Below are 22,595 nucleotides of genomic sequence, written 5' to 3'. Positions count from 1 at the left end.
GAGGCATGGATCATTCCCGTTTCAACCTGTCGCGCTGGGCGCTGGAACACCAGCCGCTGACCCGCTACCTGCTGGTGGTGCTGCTGCTGGCGGGCCTGATGGCGTTCTTCCGGCTCGGGCAGGACGAGGACCCGCCATTTACTTTCCGCGTGATGGTGGTGCAGGCGTTCTGGCCCGGGGCCACCGCCGAGCAGATCGCGGTACAGGTGACGGACAAGATCGAGCGGCAACTGCAGGAAGTGCCATATGCCGACAAGATCCGCAGCTTTTCGAAGCCGGGCGAGACCACGGTCATCTTCCAGCTCAAGGACACGTCTCCGGCCAGGGACACCGCGCAGATCTGGTACACGGTACGCAAGAAGATCGGCGATATCGCGCAGACGCTGCCGGCCGGGGTGCGCGGCCCGTACTTCAACGACGAGTTCGGCGACGTGTACGGCACCATCTACGCGTTGTCCGCCGACGGCTTCAACTACAAGGAACTGCGCGAGTATGCCGACCTGGTGCGACAGGAACTGCTGCGCGTGCCGGCCGTGGCCAAAGTGTCGCTGCTGGGCCTGCAGGACGAGAAGATCTACATCGAGTTCAACCAGACGCGCTTCGCACAGCTAGGGCTCGATATCAACGCCATTGCCGACCAGATCACGCAGCAGAACAACCTGAATGGCAGCGGCGTGCTGGTCACGCCGACCGATAACCTGCAGGTGCGCGTGACGGGCCAGTTCGCCAGCGTTTCAGACCTTGAGAACCTGGTGCTGCGCGGTCCCAACGGCATTGCGAATATCCGCCTGGGCGACATTGCGCACGTGTATCGCGGCTACGTCGATCCGCCGCAGAGCACCATGCGGTACAACGGCAAGAACGTGGTCGGGCTTGGCATCTCGATGGCGAAAGGCGGTGACATCATCGAGCTCGGCAAGAACCTGCGCGGCGCGTTCGACCGCCTGCGCGGGCAGTTGCCGGTCGGCATCGAGCTGGAGCAGGTGCAGGACCAACCGCAAGCGGTCAAGCGTTCGGTCGGCGAGTTCGTGCATGTGCTGATCGAGGCCGTGGTGATCGTGCTGGGCGTCAGCTTCGTCTCGCTAGGCCTGCATACGCGGCCACTGCGCCTCGATGTGCGCCCGGGTCTTGTGGTGGCGCTGACGATTCCGCTGGTGCTCGCGGTGACGTTCCTGTTCATGAACATCTTCGGCATCGGCCTGCACAAGATATCGCTCGGCGCGTTGATCGTGGCGCTGGGGCTGCTCGTCGACGACGCCATCATTGCAGTGGAGATGATGGTGCGCAAGCTGGAGGAGGGGCTTTCCAAGATGGAAGCCGCCACCTTCGCCTACAGCTCCACCGCCATGCCGATGCTGACCGGCACGCTGATTACGGCCGCAGGCTTCCTGCCGGTGGGCCTCGCGAAATCCACGGTCGGCGAATATACCTTCGCCATCTTCGCCGTGACCGCGCTGGCGCTGGTGCTGTCGTGGCTGGCCGCGGTCTACTTCACGCCGTACCTGGGCTACCTGTTGCTGAAGTCGCGCCCAGGCGGGGGCGAGCATCACGAGGTGTTCGATACGCCGTTCTATGCAAGCTTCCGGCGCTTGGTCGACTGGTGCGTGACATGGCGCAAGACCGTCATCGTCATCACATTGGTGACGTTTGCACTGGGCATCTATGCGTTCAAGTTTGTCGAGAAGCAGTTCTTCCCGGACTCGAGCCGGCCTGAACTGATGGTCGAGTTGTGGATGCCGGAAGGCACCAGCTTTGCGCAGATGGAGGCCGAGGCCAGGCGCTTCGAGGCCGCCATGCGGCAGGATCGCGACGTGCAGAGCCTCACCACGTTTGTCGGCACCGGCGCGCCGCGTTTCTACCTGCCGCTGGACCAGATCTTCCCGCAAAGCAACGTGGCGCAGGTGATCGTGCTGCCCGTCAGCACCGAGGCGCGCGACGCCTTGCGCCAGCGCGTGATTGCGGTGCTCAACACCCAATTTCCGCAGTTGCGCGGGCGCGTCAAGCTGCTGCCCAATGGGCCTCCCGTGGCCTATCCGGTGCAGTTCCGGGTGATCGGCCCGGATGCCGCCGGCGTCCGCCAACTCGCCGACCAGGTCAAGGCGTTGATGCGTGCGAACCCGAATACGGTCGGCGTCAACGACAACTGGAACGAGAGCGTCAAGGTGCTGCGCCTGGAGATTGACCAGGACAAGGCGCGCGCGCTCGGCGTGACCACGAGTTCCATTGCGCGCGTCACGCAAACCGTACTGACCGGCATACCGGTGGGCCAGTACCGCGACGGCGACAAGCTGATAGACATCATGATGCGCACGCCACGCAATGAGCGCGACACCATGTCGGATCTGGGCAATATCCAGGTGCCCACCAACACTGGCCGCGTCGTGCCGCTGACGCAGGTGGCGCGGCTGTCGCTGCGGTCCGAGCCGGGCGTGATCTGGCGCGAGAATCGCGACTTCGGCGTGACCGTGCAGGCCGATGTGGTGGACGGCATCCAGGGGCCGACCGTCACCGCGCAGATCGATCCGCTGCTCAACAAGCTGCGCGAGCAACTGCCGCCGGGCTATCGCATCACCGTGGCAGGGGCAGAGGAAGAAAGCGGCAAGGCAGGGGCGTCGATCGCAGCGCAGTTGCCGCTGTGCATCTTCCTGATCTTCACGCTGCTCATGCTTCAGCTGCACAGTTTCTCGCGCGCGCTGATGGTGTTCCTGACGGGGCCGCTGGGCCTGATCGGCGCGGCTGCCACGCTGTTGTTGCTGCGCGCACCGATGGGCTTCGTCGCGCAGCTCGGCATCACCGCGCTGCTCGGCATGATCATCCGCAACTCGGTAATCCTGGTGGATCAGATCGAACAGGACATCAAGGCCGGCGTACCGGCGTGGAATGCCATCGTCGAAGCGGCGGTGCGCCGCTGCCGCCCGATCATCCTGACCGCCGCGGCGGCCGTGCTGGCCATGATTCCGCTGTCACGCTCGCTGTTCTGGGGGCCGATGGCCGTGGCCATCATGGGCGGGCTGATCATCGCCACGGTGCTGACATTGCTGTTCCTGCCGGCACTGTATGCGGCATGGTTCCGCGTCAGCAAGCCTGAGGCGGGAGCAGGGCCGGTGACGGCCTGACCGCGCGGGACACATCGACCCGCCCGCATCGCACCGATGGGCGCGTGCGCCGGCGTTGATCCGCGCCAGGCCACCTAGTTGCAGAGCGTCCCGGGAACGGGCTTGCCGGAATTCGTCATTCCCTGGCAAGCGTCGCCAATCACCAGCGACGTGTCGCCGGCGGTGGCCGGGCTCAGCCTCAGCTTGCCCGCTACCGTGCAGCAACCCCTAGGCGCTGGCGGGGGTGGGGGAGGCGGCGCTGCTGCGGTGGCAGTCGCGGCCGGTGCAGGCGCAACTGCCGCCGGCGCAGCAGGAGGCGATGCCCTGGTGGCTTGCGCGGGCTTGGGCGCGGGCGAGTCCGCCTGCTCGTCCGCATCGGGCGAAACGCATTGCCCCTGCTGGCAAATCCGTTCCCCTTTGCATTGCATGTCGTACTGACAACCAGCAGCCTTGACCGTCGATGACCATGCAAGCGCCATCGAAGCTGCCAACAGCAAGACAGGTAGTTTCATATCCCCTCCGTTCGGGGGCTGAGGCATCGCAGGAGCTTTCCAGCATTGCGACGTTGTGCGTGCATGCCGAAGGCGTCCCACAACTTCAGCATAGATCGCGGACTACCATCGCGAAAGGCAAGTCACATGAGGGCTTGCACTATGTCGCCGGGGCGGGGCTGGATTCCCCCCGAGGCTTGCGCTACAATCCGCTGCTTCGTTGCAGAGCACGCACAAGCGCGGCGGCAGGCGACACAGGAAGGCGGGCAGTTCCAGCCGCCTTTTTTGCTTTCGCGCCATCGCTGCAACGAGCATCGCGGCCCCGTCCGGGGGCTCGCAAGGACCGCGAGGGTGGCGAAATTGGTAGACGCACCAGGTTTAGGTCCTGACGCCAGCAATGGTGTAGGGGTTCGAGTCCCCTCCCTCGCACCAATCCCCCATTCATTCTCCATTCGTGTGGCGAAAGGCTGACTTTTTCGTCCGGCCGTCCAGATTGCCGCCTTTCCCGACGCCTCCGCTTACCGGCTTAGAATGATCCTGAGCGAGCGCCACCAGCGCCCGGCAAAAGGACATTGCCCATGTGCTATTCCTCCCAGATCCAGGCGGAGTTCCGCAGGTTCGAGCGCGAATACGGGGCGTCGATCAGCATCGAACGTTTCGTGGAATTGTTCTGGCACCAGCGACGGACTGGCGGCTGGCAGCGCATTCCGAGGGCGCTGCGCAAGGCGTTCGCCGAGTCGGCGGAATCGAACGCCGCGATCGTGAGTGATGGCGACAAGGAGCAGGCCAACCGGTTCGAAGCCGAGATCTTCCAGCAACGCGGCCGTCTTGCCGAGGCCGAGCGGACACTGGCCACGCGGTCGACCAAGAAGGCCGAGGCCGACCGTCGCATCGCCACCGACAAGATTGCCAGGGCCCAGCAGAATCTGGCCGACCTGCAGCATTCCGGGCTGGGTGATCAGGACCGCCGTGTCTTTCCGGGCTACTACGCGCCCGTGATCATCTCGCAGGGCGGGCGCAGGGTGGTGGTCCCGATGCGCTATCAATGCCGCCTGCCAGGCTGGACCGAGGTGGACGAGCGCAAGCGGCCCGGTACCTACAATGCGCGGCGCGACAACCTGGAGCGCGCGTGGCGCGCACTGTTCGGGCATCGTCACGGGGTGATGGTGATCACCGCCTTCTATGAGCATGTGCCGCGCCACAAGGCCGAGCGCCGCGCGCTGCTGCCTGGCGAGGCCGAGGAGAGCGTTATCCTGGCATTTCAGCCGCGCCCGCCGCAGGACATGCTGGTGGCGTGCCTGTGGTCGGTGAGTCCGGGTGGAGAGGGGGAGCAAGACCTGTACTCGTTCGCGGCTATCACCGACGAACCGCCGCCGGAAGTGGCGGCTGCCGGCCACGACCGCTGCATCATTCCGCTTCGTCCCGAGCATGTCGATGCCTGGCTCAATCCCGAAGCCGCGGACCTGGCCGCCATGCAGGCCATCCTGGACGATCGCGAGCCGCTGTATTTCGACTGCAAGCTGGCCGCCTGAGCGTGTCCCTGACCGCGTAGTGCCGGCGCAATAGCGCGGCGACCCGTTAGTATGCGGGGATTGTTCGAAACACGTACGCCATCCCCCATGATTTCCCACGCAGCGTTCCTGCAAGCGCCACGGCGCTGGCGCTTGCTGTTCTGGCCTTGCCTGATCGCAGTGCTGGTGCTGGCCCTGTTGCCGCCCACTCAGCCTCTCCCGACCACCGGGTGGGACAAGGCCAACCACGTGCTGGCGTTCCTGGTGCTGGGCTGGCTCGGCAGGCGGGCTTATGCGCGCCAGCGTACGTGGGTGGTGCTGGCTCTGGTCGGATATGGCGTCCTGATCGAACTGCTGCAGGGAATGACGTCGTATCGCGACGCGGATCCGATGGATGTGCTGGCCGATTCCATCGGATTGCTGGCTGCCATGGCGCTGGACTGGCTGTTTTCCCGAGCCGGCGGGCAGCGTGCCGGGGCTTCGCGCAGTTAGTCTTCCTGGGCTTCGAGCACGAAGTCGGCGCCGTTGTCCTGCGCCAGCAGTTCCTTGAGCACCGGCATGGCTTGCTGCAGCGATTCCTTGAGGCGCCACGGCGGATTGACGATGAACATTCCGCTACCGTGCAGCCCGAGTCCGCCGGCAACCGGGTGCTTGACCGTCAGGCTGACATGCAGCCAGCTCTTGAGCGGCAGGTTCTTGAGCTGCACCGGCAACTGCACGGATTCGCGACGCTGCACCTGCGGGTACCAGATCGCATAGACGCCGGTGGCAAAGCGCTGCAGCCCATCCTGGAGCGTCTGCAATGTGCGCGCGTAGTCCTGCTTGTCTTCATAGGACGGGTCGATCAGCACCAGCGCGCGGCGCGGCGCGGGCGGCAGGATCGCCTTGATGCCGCCGAAGCCGTCGCCGTCATACAGCATGACTTTTCGGCCGGCACCGCGGAAGTTGTCGCGCAGCACCTGGATTTCGGTGCTGTGCAGTTCGAACAGGCGCAGGCGGTCCTGGTCGCGGAGCATTTGCCAGGCCAGCCATGGCGAGCCCGGGTAGTGGCGCAGTTGTCCGTCCGGATTCAGTGCGCGCACCTGGTCCAGGTACTCGTCTAGCATCGGTCCCAGCGCGGTGCCGGAGGCGGCGGCGCGCCAGAGCGGGCCGATGCCGGTCTCGAACTCCGATTTCTTCTGCGCGTAGGCGTGATCCAGCGCGTAGAGGCCGGCGCCCGCGTGCGTGTCGATGTACCAGAACGGCTTGTCCTTTTGGGTCAGGTGCTCGAGCAACTGCACGACGACGGCGTGCTTGAGGACATCGGCATGGTTGCCGGCATGGAAAGCGTGGCGATAGGACAGCATGGCGGATCAGCGCGGGGCGGCGGCCGGTGCGGCCGGGCCGGATTGCAGGATGGGGCGCTATGCTACCATCCGCCGCCAGTCGCCCCCTGACTGCATTCCAGTTTCCTGTCCTGCCCATGTCGCGCGCACTCGAGCCCGCCGAGCCTATCCTGTCTGCCGAAGGCACTCCGTATTCCCCTCGCTACGACGACGTCTACCACAGCACGGAAGGCGGCCTGGCGCAGGCGCATCACGTATTTCTGAGTGGCAATGGATTGCCGCAAGCCTGGGCGGGGCGCGATCAGTTCGTGATCGTCGAGACCGGATTCGGGCAAGGGCTCAACTTCCTCGCGACGTGGCAGGCGTGGCGCAATGATCCGCAGCGCTGTCGCCGGCTGCACTTCGTCTCGATCGAAAAACATCCGTTCACGCGCGAGGGTCTGGCACAACTGCATGCCGGGCTCGCGGATCTGTTACCGCTCGCGCAGCAACTGCAGGCGGCCTGGCCGGACGCGCTGCCCGGCCTGCACCGGCTTGCGTTCGAGGATGGCGGAGTGACGCTGACACTGGCGCTCGGCGATATCGAGGCAGTGCTGCCCAAGCTGGTGGCCGGCGCGGATGCGTTCTACCTGGATGGATTTTCTCCGTCGCGCAATGCGGACATGTGGTCGCCGTTGGTGTTTCGGGGCCTCGCGCGGCTCGCTCGGCCGGGAGCCACGCTGGCGACCTATACGGCAGCGGGCTTCGTGCGCCGGGGTCTGCAGCAGGCGGGTTTCGACGCGCGCAAGGCGCCGGGCTTCGGCGGCAAGCGGGACATGACCGTTGCGACGTTTTGCCCGGTATGGAAGTCGCGGCGGCATGCGCCGACTCCTGCGCCAGACTGGAAGGTGCGACACGCTATCGTGATTGGAGCGGGGCTTGCGGGCTGTGCCGTGACGGAACGCCTGGCCTCGCGTGGCTGGCAGGTGACGTTGTTCGACGTACATGACGGCCCGGCGCGGCAAACGTCGTCCCATCGTGCGGCCGCGATGCATGCGCATATCTCGTCCGACGACAGCCTGCTGTCCCGGCTGTCGCGCGCTGGCAACCAATACGCGCTGCGTGCCTGGGCCGCGCTTGCTGGTGCGGGTCAACCGGTGGGGTGGCATGGCTGCGGCGTGCTGCAGATCGGCGAAAACGACGCAGAAGCCGAAGCGCAGCGCGCTGCGCTCGAAGCACTCGGTCTGCCGGAGTCCTTCGTGCGCTGGATGTCGCCGGAGGAGGCGGCATCGCAACACGGCGCCGGGGTGCCGCGCGGAGGGCTGTGGTTTCCGCAGGGCGGCTGGGTTGCACCGCCCGATATCTGCAGTGCTCAGCTGCGCCGCGCGGGCGATGCCGTGCAGGCGAGGTTTGGCACGCGAGTAGAGCGTATTCGTCGCCGCGACGACGAATGGGAGGCTATCGACGAAGATGGTGCCGTCCTCGCGTCGGCGCCCATTCTGGTGCTGGCCAATGCCCACGAAGCGCCGCGGCTGGCGCCGATGCGGCACCAGGTGGTGCGACGCGTGCGCGGCCAGCTCACCACGCTCGCGCCAGAGCAGGTGACCGCGCTCGGATCATGGCCGGATTGCGTGGTGACCGGTGCGGGATACCTGCTGCCGGTGTCGGAAGAGGGTAGCGCGCGGGTGGGGTCGAGCTACGAAGCCGACGATGGACCGCTGGTCGCGCGAACCGAAGTGCATGCGGCGAACCTTGATCGCCTGGTCGGGCTGTTGCCGCAGGCTGCTGCGGCGGTCGGCAGCCTCGATGCCGCAGCGATGAGCGGATATGTCGGCGTGCGCACGGTGTCACACAACCGCTTGCCGCTGATTGGCCAGATGCCGGACGAGGCGGCGGCGATAGCGGCGGCCGCGGCACTGCGTGGAGCGCACTTGCGCGACATTCCGCGCATGCCAGGGCTTTACGCGGCTCTTGCATATGCGTCGCGAGGCCTCACATGGGCCACATTGGGCGCGGAGTTGCTGGCAAGCCAGATTGAAGGCGACCCACTGCCGCTCGAAGCCGATCTTGCGGACGCCGTCGACCCCGCGCGCCTGCTGCTGCGTGCACTGCGTCATGGGCAGGTCGGCCGCGAAGAAGTGCATTCTGGCGGCCTGTCAGGGTAAAAACTGCCGGAACCGGACGCAAACCGTGCGATAATGCTCGTTTTCCGTTTGCGCGGGGCTTGCAATTCGCGGGCACGCGCCAGCGCCGGACTGGCCGGCGCGCAAGCGATTGCGCTACGAACACAACTACATTTCTGGATTGGATCACGACCATGTCGAACGTCATTGAAAACCTCGGCAAACTGGACCGCAAGGTGACCCTGGCCATTCCCAAGGCCGAAGTCGAAAAGGAAAAGCAGGACCGCCTGGTTCGACTGTCGAAGACGGTGAAGATGTCGGGCTTCCGTCCGGGCAAGGTGCCGATGAAGATGGTCGAGAAGCAATACGGCCAGCAAGTCGAATTCGAAGTGCGCTTCGACAAGGCTGCCCGCAAGTTCTTCGACATCACCAAGGAACAGGACGTCAAGGTTGCAGGCCAGCCGAAGTTCGAGATCAAGACCGACGGCGTGGGCGAGGACGAAGTCGCGTTCGACGCCACCTTCGAGGTGTACCCGGAAGTCAAGCTGGGCGACCTGACGGGCGCGGAAGTGACCCGCACCAAGACCGAGATTACCGACGCCGAGATCGACAAGACCATCGACATCCTGCGCAAGCAGCGCGTGCATTACCACGTGCGCGGCGAAGCCGGCGAGCACGGTGACGGTGGCGGCGATGTGACGGCCCAGAACGGCGACCGCGTGACGCTGGACTTCGTTGGCAAGATCGAAGGCGTGGAATTCGCCGGCGGCAAGGCCGAGGACTTCCCGTTCGTGCTCGGCGAAGGCCGCATGCTGCCCGAGTTCGAAGCTGCCACGCTGGGCCTGAAGGTCGGCGAGAGCAAGAGCTTCCCGCTGTCGTTCCCGGCCGACTATCACGGCAAGGACGTGGCCGGCAAGACCGCCGAGTTCACCGTCACGCTGAAGAAGATCGAGTGGGCGCACCTGCCGGAAGTGAACGACGCGTTCGCGAAGTCGCTGGGCATCGCCGACGGCAACGTCGACAAGATGCGCGCTGACATCCGTGAAAACCTCGAGCGCGAAGTGAAGCGCCGCACGCATTCCATGCTGAAGGACCAGGTCATGGAAGCGCTGCTGAAGGTGAGCGAACTGGACGTGCCGAAGGCCCTGATCGAACAGGACCAGGAGCGCCTGGTGGAAATGGCCCGTCGCGACCTGGAACAGCGTGGCATGCCGAACGCCAAGGACATGCCGATTCCGGCCGAGATGTTCGCGCAGCAGGCCGAGCGCCGCGTCAAGCTGGGCCTGATCCTGGCCGAGATCGTCAAGGCCCACGGCCTGGAAGCCAAGGCTGACCAGATCAAGGCCGAGATCGAGGACTTCGCCAAGAGCTACGAAGACCCGAAGGAAGTCATGCGCTGGTACTACGGCGACCAGCAGCGCCTGGCCGAGATGGAAGCCTACGTGCTCGAAAACAACGTGGTAAATTTCGTGTGCGACAAGGCCAAGGTCACCGACAAGTCGGTGTCCTTCGAGGAACTGACCGCCGAAGGCAACGCACAGCAAGCCTGAGGTCCGGCATGATCCGCAATCCCCGCGCTACGGCGCGGGGATGTGAAGCCCGGCGTTCCTTGCCATCCAACGATATCCTGGAGAACTTGCATGACCCGCAATGATTTGCTTGACCGTCTCGCCACCACGCAGGCTTCGGCGCTGGAAACCCAGGGTCTGGGGCTGGTGCCGATGGTCGTCGAGCAGTCCGGCCGGGGCGAGCGTGCCTACGACATCTATTCGCGCCTGCTGAAGGAGCGTGTGGTGTTCCTGGTTGGCGAGGTCAATGACCAGACCGCCAACCTGGTGGTGGCGCAGTTGCTGTTCCTGGAAAGCGAGAACCCGGACAAGGATATTTCGCTGTACATCAACTCGCCGGGCGGTTCGGTTTCGGCGGGTCTGGCGATCTACGACACGATGCAGTTCGTCAAGCCCGATGTGCAGACGCTGTGCATGGGCATGGCGGCAAGCATGGGCGCGTTCCTGCTCGCGGCCGGTGCCAAGGGCAAGCGCTCGGCGCTGCCGAACTCGCGCATCATGATCCACCAGCCGCTCGGCGGCGCGCGTGGCCAGGCGTCCGATATCGAGATCCAGGCACGCGAGATCCTGTACCTGCGCGAGCGCCTGAACAGCATCCTGTCCGAGGTGACCGGCCAACCGGTCGAGAAGATTGCACGCGATACCGATCGCGACAACTTCATGAGCGGCGACCAGGCAGTGGACTACGGCCTGATCGACAAGGTTATTGCCCGCCGCGGCTGATGCTGCGGGCCGCTGCGGCAAGGTTGTGCGCGGCGGCACGTCGGCTGGCCAAACGGCACAGGCTACACCGGAACGAGGCCTTGTGCCTCGTTTTTTGCATTTGACCCACAGGCCGGGATAACCCCCGCCGGTTGGGCAAATTGTTTTGGCGTATGATGCGTTAGAAGCGTACTCCTGCGGCGCTCCCTGTACCGCAGTGCGCACACTGCTAAGTGACTGATTCCTATGGCGGAAAAAAAAGGTTCATCCAGCGAAAAGCTTCTCTACTGCTCCTTCTGCGGCAAAAGCCAGCATGAAGTGAAGAAGCTGATTGCCGGCCCGTCGGTGTTCATCTGCGACGAATGCATCGACCTGTGCAACGAAATCATCCGCGACGAAGCTACGGCGTCCGAGAAGGATGCGGCTGCGGCCACCCGTTCCGACCTGCCCACGCCGCATGAGATCCGCGAAAGCCTGGACCAGTATGTGATCGGGCAGGAGCAGGCCAAGAAGATTCTGGCCGTGGCGGTGTACAACCATTACAAGCGCCTCAAGCACCTCGGCAAGAAGGACGACGTCGAGCTCTCGAAGAGCAACATCCTGCTGATCGGCCCGACCGGTTCGGGCAAGACGCTGCTGGCCCAGACGCTGGCGCGCCTGCTCAACGTGCCGTTCGTGATTGCGGACGCGACCACGCTGACCGAGGCCGGCTATGTCGGCGAGGATGTCGAGAACATCATCCAGAAGCTGCTGCAGAACTGCAATTACGAGGTCGAGAAGGCGCAGCGCGGTATTGTCTACATCGACGAAATCGACAAGATCTCGCGCAAGTCGGACAACCCGTCGATCACGCGCGATGTCTCGGGCGAGGGCGTCCAGCAGGCACTGCTCAAGCTGATCGAAGGCACCATGGCTTCGGTGCCGCCGCAAGGTGGTCGCAAGCACCCGAACCAGGACTTCCTGCAGGTCGACACCACGAACATCCTGTTCATCTGCGGTGGTGCGTTCGATGGCCTGGAGAAGGTCATCATGCAGCGCTCGGACAAGACTGGTATCGGTTTTGCTGCGCAGGTGCAGAGCAAGGAAGAGCGCGAAGTCAGCGAAGTGCTGCCGCAGACCGAACCGGAAGACCTGATCAAGTTCGGCCTGATTCCCGAACTGATCGGCCGCCTGCCGGTTGTGGCTACGCTGGCCAAGCTCGACGAGGCCGCGCTGATGCAGATCCTGGTCGAGCCAAAGAACGCGCTGGTCAAGCAGTACCAGAAGCTGCTGGCGATGGAAGGCGTGGAACTGGAAATCCGCCCTGCGGCACTGTCGGCGATCGCGCGCAAGGCGATCCGCCGCAAGACCGGTGCGCGTGGATTGCGTTCGATCCTCGAGCAGTCGCTGATGGACGTCATGTACGACCTGCCGAACTACAAGGGCGTGCAGAAAGTGGTCATCGACGAGAGCACCATCACCGGGGATGCACCGCCGCTGCTGATGTACGAGGAGCAGCAGCCGAAGGTGTCAGGCTCCAACTGACGCGAGGGCTGTCCAGGGTGAAGTGGTCAGGAACCCACGACAGCGAGCCACAAGGCCGTTCGCGTAGAAGCGAGCGGCTTTTTTTGTTTATTTCCACCGACGAAGAGGAGGAAACGCGGGTATGCTGTTCCAGAGGGGCCTGCAAGTGCAGGATGCGGCATCAGCCTGTCAATCCAAATCGGTTTCGTCTCGGTATCTTGTAATCGATTTGGGCGGCCCAATTTACGCCTTAAATGACTGACTTGGGGAAAATGATGTCCGGAACACAACTCCTCCCGGCCGAGCCGATTCGCCTCCCACTGTTGCCGCTGCGCGACGTGGTGGTGTTTCCGCACATGGTGATCCCGTTGTTCGTGGGACGTCCGAAGTCCATCAAGGCGCTTGAGACTGCGATGGAGTCGGGCAAGAGCATCATGCTCGTGGCGCAGAAGACTGCCGCCAAAGACGAACCGACCGCCGACGACCTGTATGAGGTCGGGTGCATCGCCAACATTCTGCAGATGCTGAAGCTGCCCGACGGTACCGTGAAGGTGCTGGTGGAAGGCACGCAGCGTGCAAACATCCGCGAGGTCAGCGAGGACGAATCGCACTTCATGTGCGAAGCCGTTCCCGTGCCGCCCGCAGCGGTTGAAAGCGCCGAGACCGAGGCCCTGCGCCGCGCGATCGTGTCGCAGTTCGACCAGTACGTGAAGCTCAACAAGAAGATCCCGCCGGAGATCCTGACCTCGCTGTCGGGTATCGACGAGGCAGGCCGCCTGGCTGACACGATCGCCGCGCACCTGCCGATCAAGCTCGAGCAGAAGCAGAAGATCCTGGAGATGGTCAATGTGACCGAGCGCCTGGAAAGCCTGCTGTCGCAGCTCGAGGGCGAGATCGACATCCTGCAGGTTGAAAAGCGCATCCGTGGCCGCGTCAAGCGCCAGATGGAAAAGAGCCAGCGCGAGTACTACCTGAACGAACAGGTCAAGGCGATCCAGAAGGAGCTCGGCGAAGGCGAAGAAGGCGCCGACCTGGAAGAACTCGACAAGCGCATCAAGGCTGCGCGCATGCCGAAGGAAGCCAAGAAGAAGGCCGACGCCGAATTCAAGAAGCTCAAGCTGATGTCGCCGATGTCGGCGGAAGCCACCGTCGTGCGCAACTACATCGACACGCTGGTGAACCTGCCGTGGCGCAAGAAGAGCAAGGTCAACAACGACCTGGCCAACGCCGAGCGCGTGCTCGATGAAGACCACTACGGTCTCGAGAAGGTCAAGGAACGCATCCTTGAGTATCTTGCCGTGCAACAGCGCGTGGACAAGGTCAAGGCGCCGATCCTGTGCCTGGTCGGGCCTCCCGGCGTGGGCAAGACCTCGCTCGGCCAGTCGGTGGCGCGCGCCACGAACCGCAAGTTCGTGCGCATGGCACTCGGCGGCGTGCGTGACGAGGCCGAGATCCGCGGTCACCGCCGTACCTACATCGGTTCGATGCCGGGCAAGATCCTGCAGAGCCTGTCGAAGGTCGGTGTGCGCAATCCGCTCTTCCTGCTCGACGAGATCGACAAGATGGGCCAGGATTTCCGCGGCGATCCGTCATCGGCACTGCTCGAGGTGCTGGACCCGGAACAGAACCACACGTTCCAGGACCACTACATCGAAGTGGACTTCGACCTGTCCGACGTGATGTTCGTGGCGACGTCGAACTCGCTGAACATCCCGCCGCCGCTGCTGGACCGCATGGAGGTGATCCGCCTCTCGGGTTACACCGAAGAGGAGAAGCTCAACATCGCGACGCGATACCTGCTGCCCAAGCAGATCAAGAACAACGGTCTGAAGGCTGGCGAGATCGAGGTCACCGATGCTGCGATTCGCGACATCATTCGCTACTACACGCGTGAAGCCGGTGTGCGTTCGCTCGAGCGCGAGGTGTCCAAGATTGCTCGCAAGGCGGTCAAGCTCCTGCTGCTGAAGAAGGAGTCGGGCACGATCAAGGTCGATTCGGAGAACCTCGACAAGTTCCTGGGCGTGCGCAAGTACGACTTCGGCCTGGCTGGCAAGGAAAACCAGGTCGGCCAGGTGACCGGTCTGGCGTGGACGGAAGTGGGTGGCGATCTGCTGACCATCGAAGCCGCGATCATGCCGGGGAAGGGCAACATCACGCGCACCGGTTCGCTGGGCGACGTGATGAAGGAGTCGGTCGAGGCCGCTCGCTCGGTGGTGCGTTCGCGGGCGCGTCGGCTGGGCATCACGGATGAGATGTTCGAGAAGCGCGACATCCACATCCACGTGCCCGAAGGTGCGACACCCAAGGACGGTCCGTCGGCTGGTGGTGCCATGACGACCGCGCTGGTATCGGTGCTGACCGGTATTCCGGTGCGCGCGGATGTCGCCATGACCGGCGAGATTACGCTGCGTGGTGAGGTGCTGCCGATCGGTGGCCTCAAGGAGAAGCTGCTGGCTGCCCACCGTGGCGGTATCAAGCTGGTGCTGATCCCTGAGGAGAACGTGAAGGATCTCGCAGAGATTCCTGACAACGTGAAGAACGCCATCGAGATCGTGCCGGTCCGCTGGATCGACAAGGTGCTGGAGCTGGCACTCGAGCGCAAGCCCGAGCCGCTGCCCGAGGAAGACGCCAAGCCTGCCGAAGTGGCGGACAAGGCGGCGTCCAAGGTCGAGATGATCCACCACTGATCCATCTGCTGTACAGCAGTTAAAAACGCCGCGGAGTTGCATCCGCGGCGTTTTTTTTGCCGTGATGGGAGAAGCTCACAGCGGCTTCGGCGCGATTGTTGAGATTATTGCGATCAGTACTTGGCAAATCGAAAACTCTCGTATTACAATCGCGGCCTCGCAACGCAAACAGCGGCAACCAAGCAGTAACCGCCGGGTCGTGCGAAGCGAGAATTACCCTGCGGGCTGCCATGCCTGCGATGGTCTAGTGGGTGCTTAGCTCAGTTGGTAGAGCGGCGCCCTTACAAGGCGTAGGTCGGGGGTTCGAACCCCTCAGCACCCACCACTAAGCCACCGTACATGGGCACAAGTCTCTCAGGGAACCGACAAAGGAGTGGTAGTTCAGTCGGTTAGAATACCGGCCTGTCACGCCGGGGGTCGCGGGTTCGAGTCCCGTCCACTCCGCCAGATCATGTAGTGCCAAAATGCCCGCTGATGCGGGCATTTTTGTTTTGGGCGCAAGCGATGTCTGCGAGGCCACGAATGGCATTTGGCCTACAGCTTCTCCGGCACGGCCCTTGGCCGCCAATTGGCGGTGCAGCGCCCGGCTCCTGCTAGAATCGCGGAGTTTGACTTCGTGCCAACCCTCTTACCTGAGTCCGCATGCTTGATTTCGTACGCAACAACCGGCGCTTGATGCTTTTGCTGCTGCTGGTGCTTGTCTTTCCGTCGTTCGTATTCTTCGGCGTGGAGAGCTATTCGCGCTTCATGGACAGCTCGCACGATGTCGCGAAGGTCGACGGCCGCGCAATCACGGTGCAGGAAGTGGACAACGTGGTGCGTGAACAAAGCGAGCGCATGCGCCAGATGCTCGGCGCCAGCTACGATCCGCGCCAGTTCGAGGGCCCGGCGCTGCGCAAGAACGTGACGGATCAGCTGATCCTGCAACGCGTGGTGGCCAATGAGGTGGCGCGCGAACATCTGACGGTGTCGAACGCACGCCTGTACGAGGCAATCAACAGCATGCCGGCGATTGCGCAACTGCCGCGCAAGCAGGACGGTTCGGTCGACGACAAGGCCTATGTGCAACTGCTGGCAGCGCAGGGCATGACGCCCGAGCAGTTCGATGCGCGCATGCGCTTTGACCTCGCCACACAGCAACTGGGCACCTCGATCGCCGGCACGGCCTTCGTGCCCAAGTCTCTGCTGGATCGCCTGATTGCCGTGCGCGACCAGCAGCGCGACGTTCAGGCACTGCTGTTGAAGCCGGCTGACTACGCGTCCAAGGTGCAGCCTGATGCCGCAGCGCTCAAGGCGTACTACGAAAGCCACCAGTCCGCGTTCTCCGTGCCCGAGCAGGCCAAGGTGGAATACGTCGTGCTGTCCGGCGATGCACTGGCAGCAAGCCAGGCGGTCACTCCCGAAGAACTGAAGTCCTACTACGACAGCAATATCGCGCGCTTCCGCACGGAAGAGCAGCGCCGCGCGAGCCATATCCTGATCGCGGCGTCCAAGGACGGGCCCGCGGCGGCGCGTCAGGCGGCCAAGGACAAGGCCGCAAAGCTGCTGGAAGAGCTGCGCAAGCACCCGGATACGTTTGCCGACGTGGCGCGCAAGCAGTCGCAAGACCCGGGCTCGGCGGAGAAGGGCGGCGACCTCGGCTTCATGGGGCATGGCGCACTGGTGAAGCCATTCGAAGATGCGATGTACGCGCTCAAGGACGGCCAGATCAGCGACGTGGTCGAAACCGACTACGGCTATCACATCATCAAGCTGACGGGCATCAAGCCGTCCGAAACCAAACCGCTGGACGCCGTGCGGCCCGAGCTTGAGGCCGAACTGCGCAAGCAGTTCGCCGCCAAGAAGTACGCCGAAGATGCCGATGCATTCGGCAACATGGTGTACGAGCAAGCCGATAGCCTGAAGCCTGCTGGCGACAAGTTCAAGCTGACGATCCAGACCGCGGACAACGTGACGCGCCAGCCGAATCCGGCGCTGGGCCAGAACAACCCGCTCAACAATGAGAAGGTCCTTAAGGCGCTGTTCAGCGATGATGCCATCAAGAACAAACGCAACACGGAGGCTGTCCAGGTCGGTCCGACCACGCTGGTCGCGGCCCGCATCGTGGACTACCGCCCGGCGACCGTGCGCAAGTTCGAGGAAGTCGAGGCCAAGGTCCGCGAAGGCTATATCGCCCAGCAGGCCGCGGAACTCGCTCGCAAGGATGGCGAGGCACGCGTGGAAGCCCTGAAGAAGAGCGACAGCGCGCAGGGCTTCGGCGCCGTCACGATGGTGTCGCGTGCCAAGGCTGAAGGCATGGAGCCCAAGGCCGTGGAAGCCATCATGCGGGCCGATACCTCGAAGCTTCCCGCGGTCGTCGGCGTGGACCTGGGTGCCAAAGGCTATGCGGTCTACCGCATCACCAAAATTTCGCAGCCGCAGCAGGCCAATGAGGGTCAGCGCCAGGCAGAGGCGCAACAGCTCTCGCAACTGGCCGGCCAGACCGAGCTTGGTGCGTACTACGAGAGCCTGAAGGCGCGCTCGAAGGTCAAGATCCTGAAGCCGGTTGCCACGGCTGACTCCGGGGCGGGCAGCGAAGCGGCCGCGCAATAACGCTTGATGCAATGACAAAGCCCTCTGCGAATTCCGCAGGGGGCTTTTTCTTTTGGTGCGGTGGGCGGTGCTGTCAGCCTTTGCCGCCGGTCCGCAGCAAGGGCTTGAGCTGAGGCCACACGGTGTCCAGCAGGGCGGGCTGCGCGTCGGCTGTTGGATGGATCCGATCGGGCTGGAACCAGTCCTGGCGTGTGATGACCTTGTCGAGGAAGAACGGTACCAACGGCGCCTTGAATTCCTGTGCCAGCCGTGGATAGAGCGCGAAGAACTTTTCGGTGTAGTCCTGGCCATAGTTAGGCGGGATACGCATGCCGATCAGCAGCACGCGCGCGCCGGCTTTCTGGGCACCGCCAACGATCGTACGCAAATTCGATTCGGTCACCTGGAGCGAGAGGCCGCGCAAGGCGTCATTGGCGCCCAGTTCCACGATCACCACGGCCGGCCGATGCCGTGCCAGCAAGTCGGGCAATCGCGTCTTGCCGCCGATCGTGGTCTCGCCGCTGATGCTTGCGTTGACGACGCTATAATCGAGACGCTCTTTCTGCAAGCGCTGCTGCAGCAGGCTGACCCAGCCAGAGCCGCGTGCAATGCCGTACTCGGCCGACAGGCTGTCGCCAAGTACCAGTACGGCAGGTGCCGCTTGCGCGGCGGCACCTGCCGCCGTCACCATGAAGGCCATGCATGCGGCCAGTGCCGCCTTGTGCCAACTGCTTCGGATCCAACTGTTCATGTCCTCTTCCATCCTCGACGTCGAGTCATTGGGAAAGACCGTTGCCGATACGACCGGTTCGTTGACGATTCTGCACGACGTCACGTTTTCCGTCACGGCCGGCGAAACGCTCGCGATCGTGGGCGCATCGGGTTCGGGAAAATCCACGCTGCTCGGCTTGCTGGCGGGGCTGGACCTGCCGACGAATGGCGCGGTGCGCCTCATGGGCCAGGACCTTTTTGCGCTGGATGAGGACCAGCGCGCCGCGCTGCGGGGCAGGCATGTAGGCTTCGTGTTCCAGTCGTTCCAGCTCGTGGGGCACCTGACGGCGCTGGAGAACGTCATGCTGCCGCTCGAACTGCGCGGTGAAACGGAGCGCGTCAGGGAACGGGCAGTCGATATGCTGGAGCGCGTCGGACTGGCCGCCCGGCTCAACCACTATCCGCGCACGCTTTCGGGCGGTGAGCAGCAGCGTGTGGCACTGGCCCGCGCATTCGTTACGCGTCCGGACATCCTGTTTGCTGACGAGCCCACGGGCAGCCTCGACACATCCACTGGCGAGGCGGTGATCGCCTTGATGTTCGAGCTCAACCGCGACGCCGGCTCGACGCTGGTACTGGTCACGCATGACCGCTCGGTGGCGGCGCGTTGCAACCGAATCCTGACCATCGAAGCCGGCCGCGTGGCCAGCGACGAATGGATGGCGACCGAGGTCTAGCCGTTCCTTGCCAGCACGCCGCGCGCGCGTGCGATCAGTGTCGCCGTAGAGGCGTCGTGGGGGCCAGCTTCGGCTCCGGTCAGCTCGGCTTCGATCGGACGCGCAAGGATCTTGCCCAGTTCCACGCCCCACTGGTCGAAGGAGTTGATATTCCAGACCACGCCCTGCACGAAGGTCCTGTGCTCGTACAGCGCGATCAGCGCGCCGAGCACGTGCGGCGTCAGGTCTTCCATCAGCAGCGTATTGCTGGGGCGATTGCCCTCGAAGACCATATGCGCGATGCGCAGTTCGTCGGTCATGCCGGCGGCACGCAATTCCTCGGCGGAGCGGCCGCGCATCAGCGCTTCGGCCTGCGCAAAGCAATTGGCAAGGAGCTTGGCATGATGGCCGGGCAGCTCGCGCGGCGGCACCAGCGGGGCAACGAAATCGACCGGTACGATCTGCGATCCCTGGTGGATCTTCTGGAAGTACGCATGCTGACCGTTGGTGCCCGCGGTACCCCACACGACGGGTGAAGTATGGGTGCGTACGCGGCGTCCGTTGAGTTGCACCGTCTTGCCGTTGCTCTCCATTTCCAGTTGCTGCAGGAACGCGGGGAACAGCTCCAGCGACGTGGAGTAGGGCGCCATGCAACTGGTGGGCAGGTTGAAGAAGTTGCGGTACCAGATGCCGAGCATGCCGAGCACCACCGGCATGTTGCGTTCGAGCGGAGCGGTGCGGAAGTGCTCGTCCATGGCGCGCCCGCCCGCGAGCAGGTCCGCGAAGGCATTGAAGCCAACCGCCAGCGCGATCGACAGGCCGACCGACGACCACAGCGAAAAGCGGCCGCCGATCCAGTCCCAGAACTCGAACATATTGGCCGGGTCGATGCCGAATGCACGCACGGCATCCACATTGGTCGACACCGCGACGAAATGCCGAGCGAGCTGGTTCTCGGCCACGCCATTGTCCAGATACCATTGCCGCGCGCTGTGCGCGTTGGCCATGGTCTCCAGCGTCGTGAAGGTCTTCGAGCAGACGATCATCAGCGTGCGCCGCGGATCCAGTCGCTCCAGGGATTCGGCGAGCTCCGTGCCGTCGACGTTCGACACGAAATGCATGCGCGGGCCCGAATGGCCGTCGTCGTGCGCCAGGTGCGACAGGGCGCGGCATACCATCTTCGGACCAAGGTCGGAGCCACCGATGCCGATGTTCACGACATCAGTGATGCGCTCGCCCGTCGTGCCCGTCCACGCGCCGCTGCGGACGGCTTCCGAAAAAGCACGCATGCGCACGAGAACGTTCTGGATGCACGGCATCACAGGCACACCGTCGACCTTGAAGCCGGCGCCCGCGGTAGCGCGAAGCGCAACGTGCAAAGCCGCGCGATCCTCTGTTGCATTGATATGCTCGCCGGCAAACATCGCATCGCGACGCGCCGGCACGCCGGCCTCATCGGCAAGCTGCAGCAACAGCTGCATGGTCTGTGGCGTGATCCGGTTCTTGGAGTAGTCCAGGTACAGGCCGGCGGCTTCCAGCGAAAACTGCCTGACACGCTCCGCGCCGTTCTCGGCAAACCAATCCGCCATCTGGTGATCGCGGATGGCGTCGTGATGCTGCAGCAGGGCGTTCCAGGCGTGAAGATTCGTGGGCATGCGGGGCACTGATTCGTTGCAGGAGCTCGAGGCCCGGAAATCTCCCGGGCTTTGCAAGTATAAGGCGTGTCTGGTGTCGATCACGGTTTCTCGGGGTGCCGTTATCGTTACGAGATGAAACGGTAGCGTACCCGTTGTCCGCGGGCCTGTCGGCTTTTGTCCGATTGTGGCGATAGTACGGCGGGATTGCGACCGTTGCTGCACCAGTGGAGCCGCGTGCGCTATCCCGCTTTGCCAGCCAGCAAGGCGTTGAAGACATTGCGCGCGGGGATGGAGAGTTCACTCGCTGTCAGCCCTGCCGGGCCCACACCCTGCGCAAAGAGCACGTCGGCCGCCCGTCCATGCATCCACACGGCTGCCTGCGCGGCCTCCAGAGGCGGCATCCCCTGGGCCAGCAGCGCGCCGGCCATGCCGGCGAGCACATCGCCGGTCCCTGCACTCGCAAGCGCCGCATTGCCAGTCGGGTTGATCGTGCTGGCGGCGATGCCGGGCGAGGCAATCACGGAACCAGAACCCTTGAGCACGACGATCGCCTGCCAACGTGCCGCCAATGCTTCGGCCGCTGCCAGCCGGTCGCGCTGTACGACCGCCACGGTGCTGCCCAGCAGACGTGCTGCTTCGAGCGGGTGCGGCGTCATGATGCGCGGTAGCCCTGACGCGGCCAATGTACCGGCGAGTCCCGCTTCGGCCGAGAGCAGGTTGAGCGCATCGGCATCCAGCACCAGCGATGGCGGCGAGGGCGCACGGGCGGCGTCTTCGATGATCTGTGCGAGCGCCTTGCATGCGCCGGGGTCCGTTCCCATGCCGGGACCAATCACCAACGCGGACATGGCGTCGAGCGATAGTCCGGCAAGCGGATGGAGCATCAATTCCGGATGGATCGGGTCGACCGCGGGCGCAGACGGCGCAAGAAAGCCGATATGGACCTTGCCGGCGCCAAGAAACTGCGCTGCGCGTGCGCCCAGTAGTGGTGCACCGGTCATCCCTGTGCTGCCGCCTATGATGGCGAGCGAGCCGAACGTGCCCTTGTTGGTGGCGTGTCGGCGCGTGGGCAGCGCATGCCGGAACAGCGCCGGGCCATTGACCCGGGCTCGCGGTGCTTCCGCCGGCGGATAGTCCAGCCCAAGCGGCGCGATGTCGACGACGCCCGCGCAATCTCGTCCATCCAGGGTGAGCAGGCCGGGCTTTGCGCCGAGGAACGTGAGCGTGCGGCACGCCCGCACCGCGGGTTCGCCGGCCCCTGTATCCGCAAACAGACCGCTCGGGATATCGAGCGCGAACACCGGCGCGGGTGCCTGCGCCAGGCGGTCGATCCACATTGCAAGGTTGCCGCCCGCGGCGCGATTCAGGCCGATACCGAGCAGGCCGTCGACGATGGCGGTGAGCCCTTCAGGCCATGCCGCATTTACCGGCATGGCCTGCATGGGCACGCCGGCGGCGGTGGCTTCCTGCCAGGCGCGCGTTGCGTCGGCAGGCATGCGCGCAGGGTCGCCCGCGAGCCAGACTTCCACCTTGCGTCCGGCCTGGTGCAGGCGCATGGCCGCGACCAGCGCGTCGCCGCCATTGTTGCCCGGACCCGCGAGAAACAGCAGCATCCCTTGCGGCACGTGCCCGGCTAGCCATTTGGCCGCGGCGCTGCCGGCGCGCGACATCAGTTCGAACGATGGCAGCCGCGCAAAGGCGGCGTTCTCGATGCGGCGAATGGTATCGACGTCATAAAGCGGGATGGCCTCGGTCGAGTCGGCGGTCAGTGCAGTCCAGTCATCGGCCGGAAGGGAAGGGCGGGATTGCGTCATATTCATGCGGTTTCAGATCGTCCCGGGCAGATGATCGATGCATCTGACCGACGGGCTCGCGTGGCTTTGCTTACTTGAGTTCCTTCTGCATGACTGCGTCGGGCAGCCAGGTCACGAGGTCCGGCCAGATCGTTTCCATGTCGAAGAGTGGGTTGCCAGCGG

At 64.2% G+C, this 22,595-nt stretch carries 14 protein-coding genes and 3 tRNA genes; 13 read left to right on the top strand and 4 right to left on the bottom strand.

Features of this window, described 5'->3' with window-relative positions; genetic code table 11:
- Nucleotides 1–5 precede the first annotated feature (5 nt).
- The 4 genes from KHO41_RS09340 (at nt 6) to KHO41_RS09325 (ending at nt 5,589) form a co-directional block, all read left to right on the top strand.
- Nucleotides 6–3,116 carry an efflux RND transporter permease subunit gene (locus KHO41_RS09340; RefSeq protein ID WP_211953004.1) on the top strand — a complete coding sequence of 1,037 codons (3,111 nt, stop codon included), beginning with the start codon at nt 6–8 and terminating at the stop codon, nt 3,114–3,116.
- An 815-nt stretch (nt 3,117–3,931) separates the two neighbouring features.
- Nucleotides 3,932–4,018: transfer RNA gene (locus tag KHO41_RS09335), tRNA-Leu, on the top strand.
- Between the two features lie 146 nt (nt 4,019–4,164).
- Entirely contained in the window at nt 4,165–5,118 is a 954-nt protein-coding gene (locus tag KHO41_RS09330) for an SOS response-associated peptidase family protein (protein WP_211953003.1), read from the top strand.
- An 87-nt stretch (nt 5,119–5,205) separates the two neighbouring features.
- Nucleotides 5,206–5,589 (top strand): VanZ family protein, encoded by a 384-nt coding sequence (locus KHO41_RS09325; protein ID WP_211953002.1) that lies wholly within the window; start codon nt 5,206–5,208, stop codon nt 5,587–5,589.
- Here KHO41_RS09325 and KHO41_RS09320 read toward each other — a convergent pair.
- Nucleotides 5,586–6,443 carry a 23S rRNA (adenine(2030)-N(6))-methyltransferase RlmJ gene (locus KHO41_RS09320; RefSeq protein ID WP_211953001.1) on the bottom strand — a complete coding sequence of 286 codons (858 nt, stop codon included), beginning with the start codon at nt 6,441–6,443 and terminating at the stop codon, nt 5,586–5,588. The two genes, KHO41_RS09325 and KHO41_RS09320, sit on opposite strands and share 4 nt — an antisense overlap.
- A 116-nt stretch (nt 6,444–6,559) precedes the next feature.
- Here KHO41_RS09320 and mnmC point away from each other — a divergent pair, with 116 nt between their 5' ends.
- The 8 genes from mnmC (at nt 6,560) to KHO41_RS09280 (ending at nt 17,576) form a co-directional block, all read left to right on the top strand.
- Nucleotides 6,560–8,566, top strand: coding sequence for a bifunctional tRNA (5-methylaminomethyl-2-thiouridine)(34)-methyltransferase MnmD/FAD-dependent 5-carboxymethylaminomethyl-2-thiouridine(34) oxidoreductase MnmC (gene mnmC / locus KHO41_RS09315; protein WP_211953079.1), 2,007 nt, complete (start codon nt 6,560–6,562; stop codon nt 8,564–8,566).
- Between the two features lie 152 nt (nt 8,567–8,718).
- The gene (gene tig, locus KHO41_RS09310) at nt 8,719–10,074 is read left to right on the top strand and encodes a trigger factor (protein WP_211953000.1); all 1,356 of its coding nucleotides are present in this window, start codon (nt 8,719–8,721) and stop codon (nt 10,072–10,074) included.
- 90 nt (nt 10,075–10,164) lie between these two features.
- Entirely contained in the window at nt 10,165–10,815 is a 651-nt protein-coding gene (gene clpP, locus KHO41_RS09305) for an ATP-dependent Clp endopeptidase proteolytic subunit ClpP (RefSeq protein WP_211948088.1), read from the top strand.
- A gap of 225 nt (nt 10,816–11,040) precedes the next feature.
- Complete coding sequence (gene clpX / locus KHO41_RS09300; protein ID WP_211952999.1) at nt 11,041–12,318, top strand: ATP-dependent Clp protease ATP-binding subunit ClpX; 1,278 nt, start codon at nt 11,041–11,043, stop codon at nt 12,316–12,318.
- A 254-nt stretch (nt 12,319–12,572) separates the two neighbouring features.
- Nucleotides 12,573–14,984 (top strand): endopeptidase La, encoded by a 2,412-nt coding sequence (lon, locus tag KHO41_RS09295; RefSeq protein ID WP_211953078.1) that lies wholly within the window; start codon nt 12,573–12,575, stop codon nt 14,982–14,984.
- Nucleotides 14,985–15,233: 249 nt separating this feature from the next.
- Nucleotides 15,234–15,309: transfer RNA gene (locus KHO41_RS09290), tRNA-Val, on the top strand.
- Between the two features lie 45 nt (nt 15,310–15,354).
- Nucleotides 15,355–15,431: transfer RNA gene (locus tag KHO41_RS09285), tRNA-Asp, on the top strand.
- Between the two features lie 195 nt (nt 15,432–15,626).
- The gene (locus KHO41_RS09280) at nt 15,627–17,576 is read left to right on the top strand and encodes a SurA N-terminal domain-containing protein (RefSeq protein ID WP_211952998.1); all 1,950 of its coding nucleotides are present in this window, start codon (nt 15,627–15,629) and stop codon (nt 17,574–17,576) included.
- A gap of 73 nt (nt 17,577–17,649) precedes the next feature.
- Here the strand turns inward: KHO41_RS09280 and KHO41_RS09275 are convergent, their stop codons facing one another.
- Entirely contained in the window at nt 17,650–18,306 is a 657-nt protein-coding gene (locus KHO41_RS09275) for an arylesterase (protein WP_211952997.1), read from the bottom strand.
- On the opposite strand from KHO41_RS09275, the gene KHO41_RS09270 reads away from it, so the two are divergent.
- Nucleotides 18,305–19,003, top strand: a complete 699-nt coding sequence (locus tag KHO41_RS09270) for an ABC transporter ATP-binding protein (RefSeq protein WP_211952996.1) — start codon at nt 18,305–18,307, stop codon at nt 19,001–19,003. The two genes, KHO41_RS09275 and KHO41_RS09270, sit on opposite strands and share 2 nt — an antisense overlap.
- Here KHO41_RS09270 and pgi read toward each other — a convergent pair.
- Nucleotides 19,000–20,637: a glucose-6-phosphate isomerase gene (gene pgi / locus KHO41_RS09265; RefSeq protein WP_211952995.1), complete on the bottom strand. Its 1,638-nt coding sequence runs from the start codon at nt 20,635–20,637 to the stop codon at nt 19,000–19,002. The genes KHO41_RS09270 and pgi overlap by 4 nt on opposite strands.
- Nucleotides 20,638–20,858: 221 nt before the next feature.
- The gene (locus KHO41_RS09260; protein ID WP_211952994.1) at nt 20,859–22,439 is read right to left on the bottom strand and encodes an NAD(P)H-hydrate dehydratase; all 1,581 of its coding nucleotides are present in this window, start codon (nt 22,437–22,439) and stop codon (nt 20,859–20,861) included.
- Nucleotides 22,440–22,595: the final 156 nt, after the last annotated feature.

It is taken from the genome of Cupriavidus numazuensis, from assembly GCF_905397435.1.
GTDB lineage: Bacteria > Pseudomonadota > Gammaproteobacteria > Burkholderiales > Burkholderiaceae > Cupriavidus > Cupriavidus numazuensis.
The sequence above is the reverse complement of the archived record's forward strand: the minus strand, read 5'-3'. Positions and strand labels throughout refer to the sequence as shown.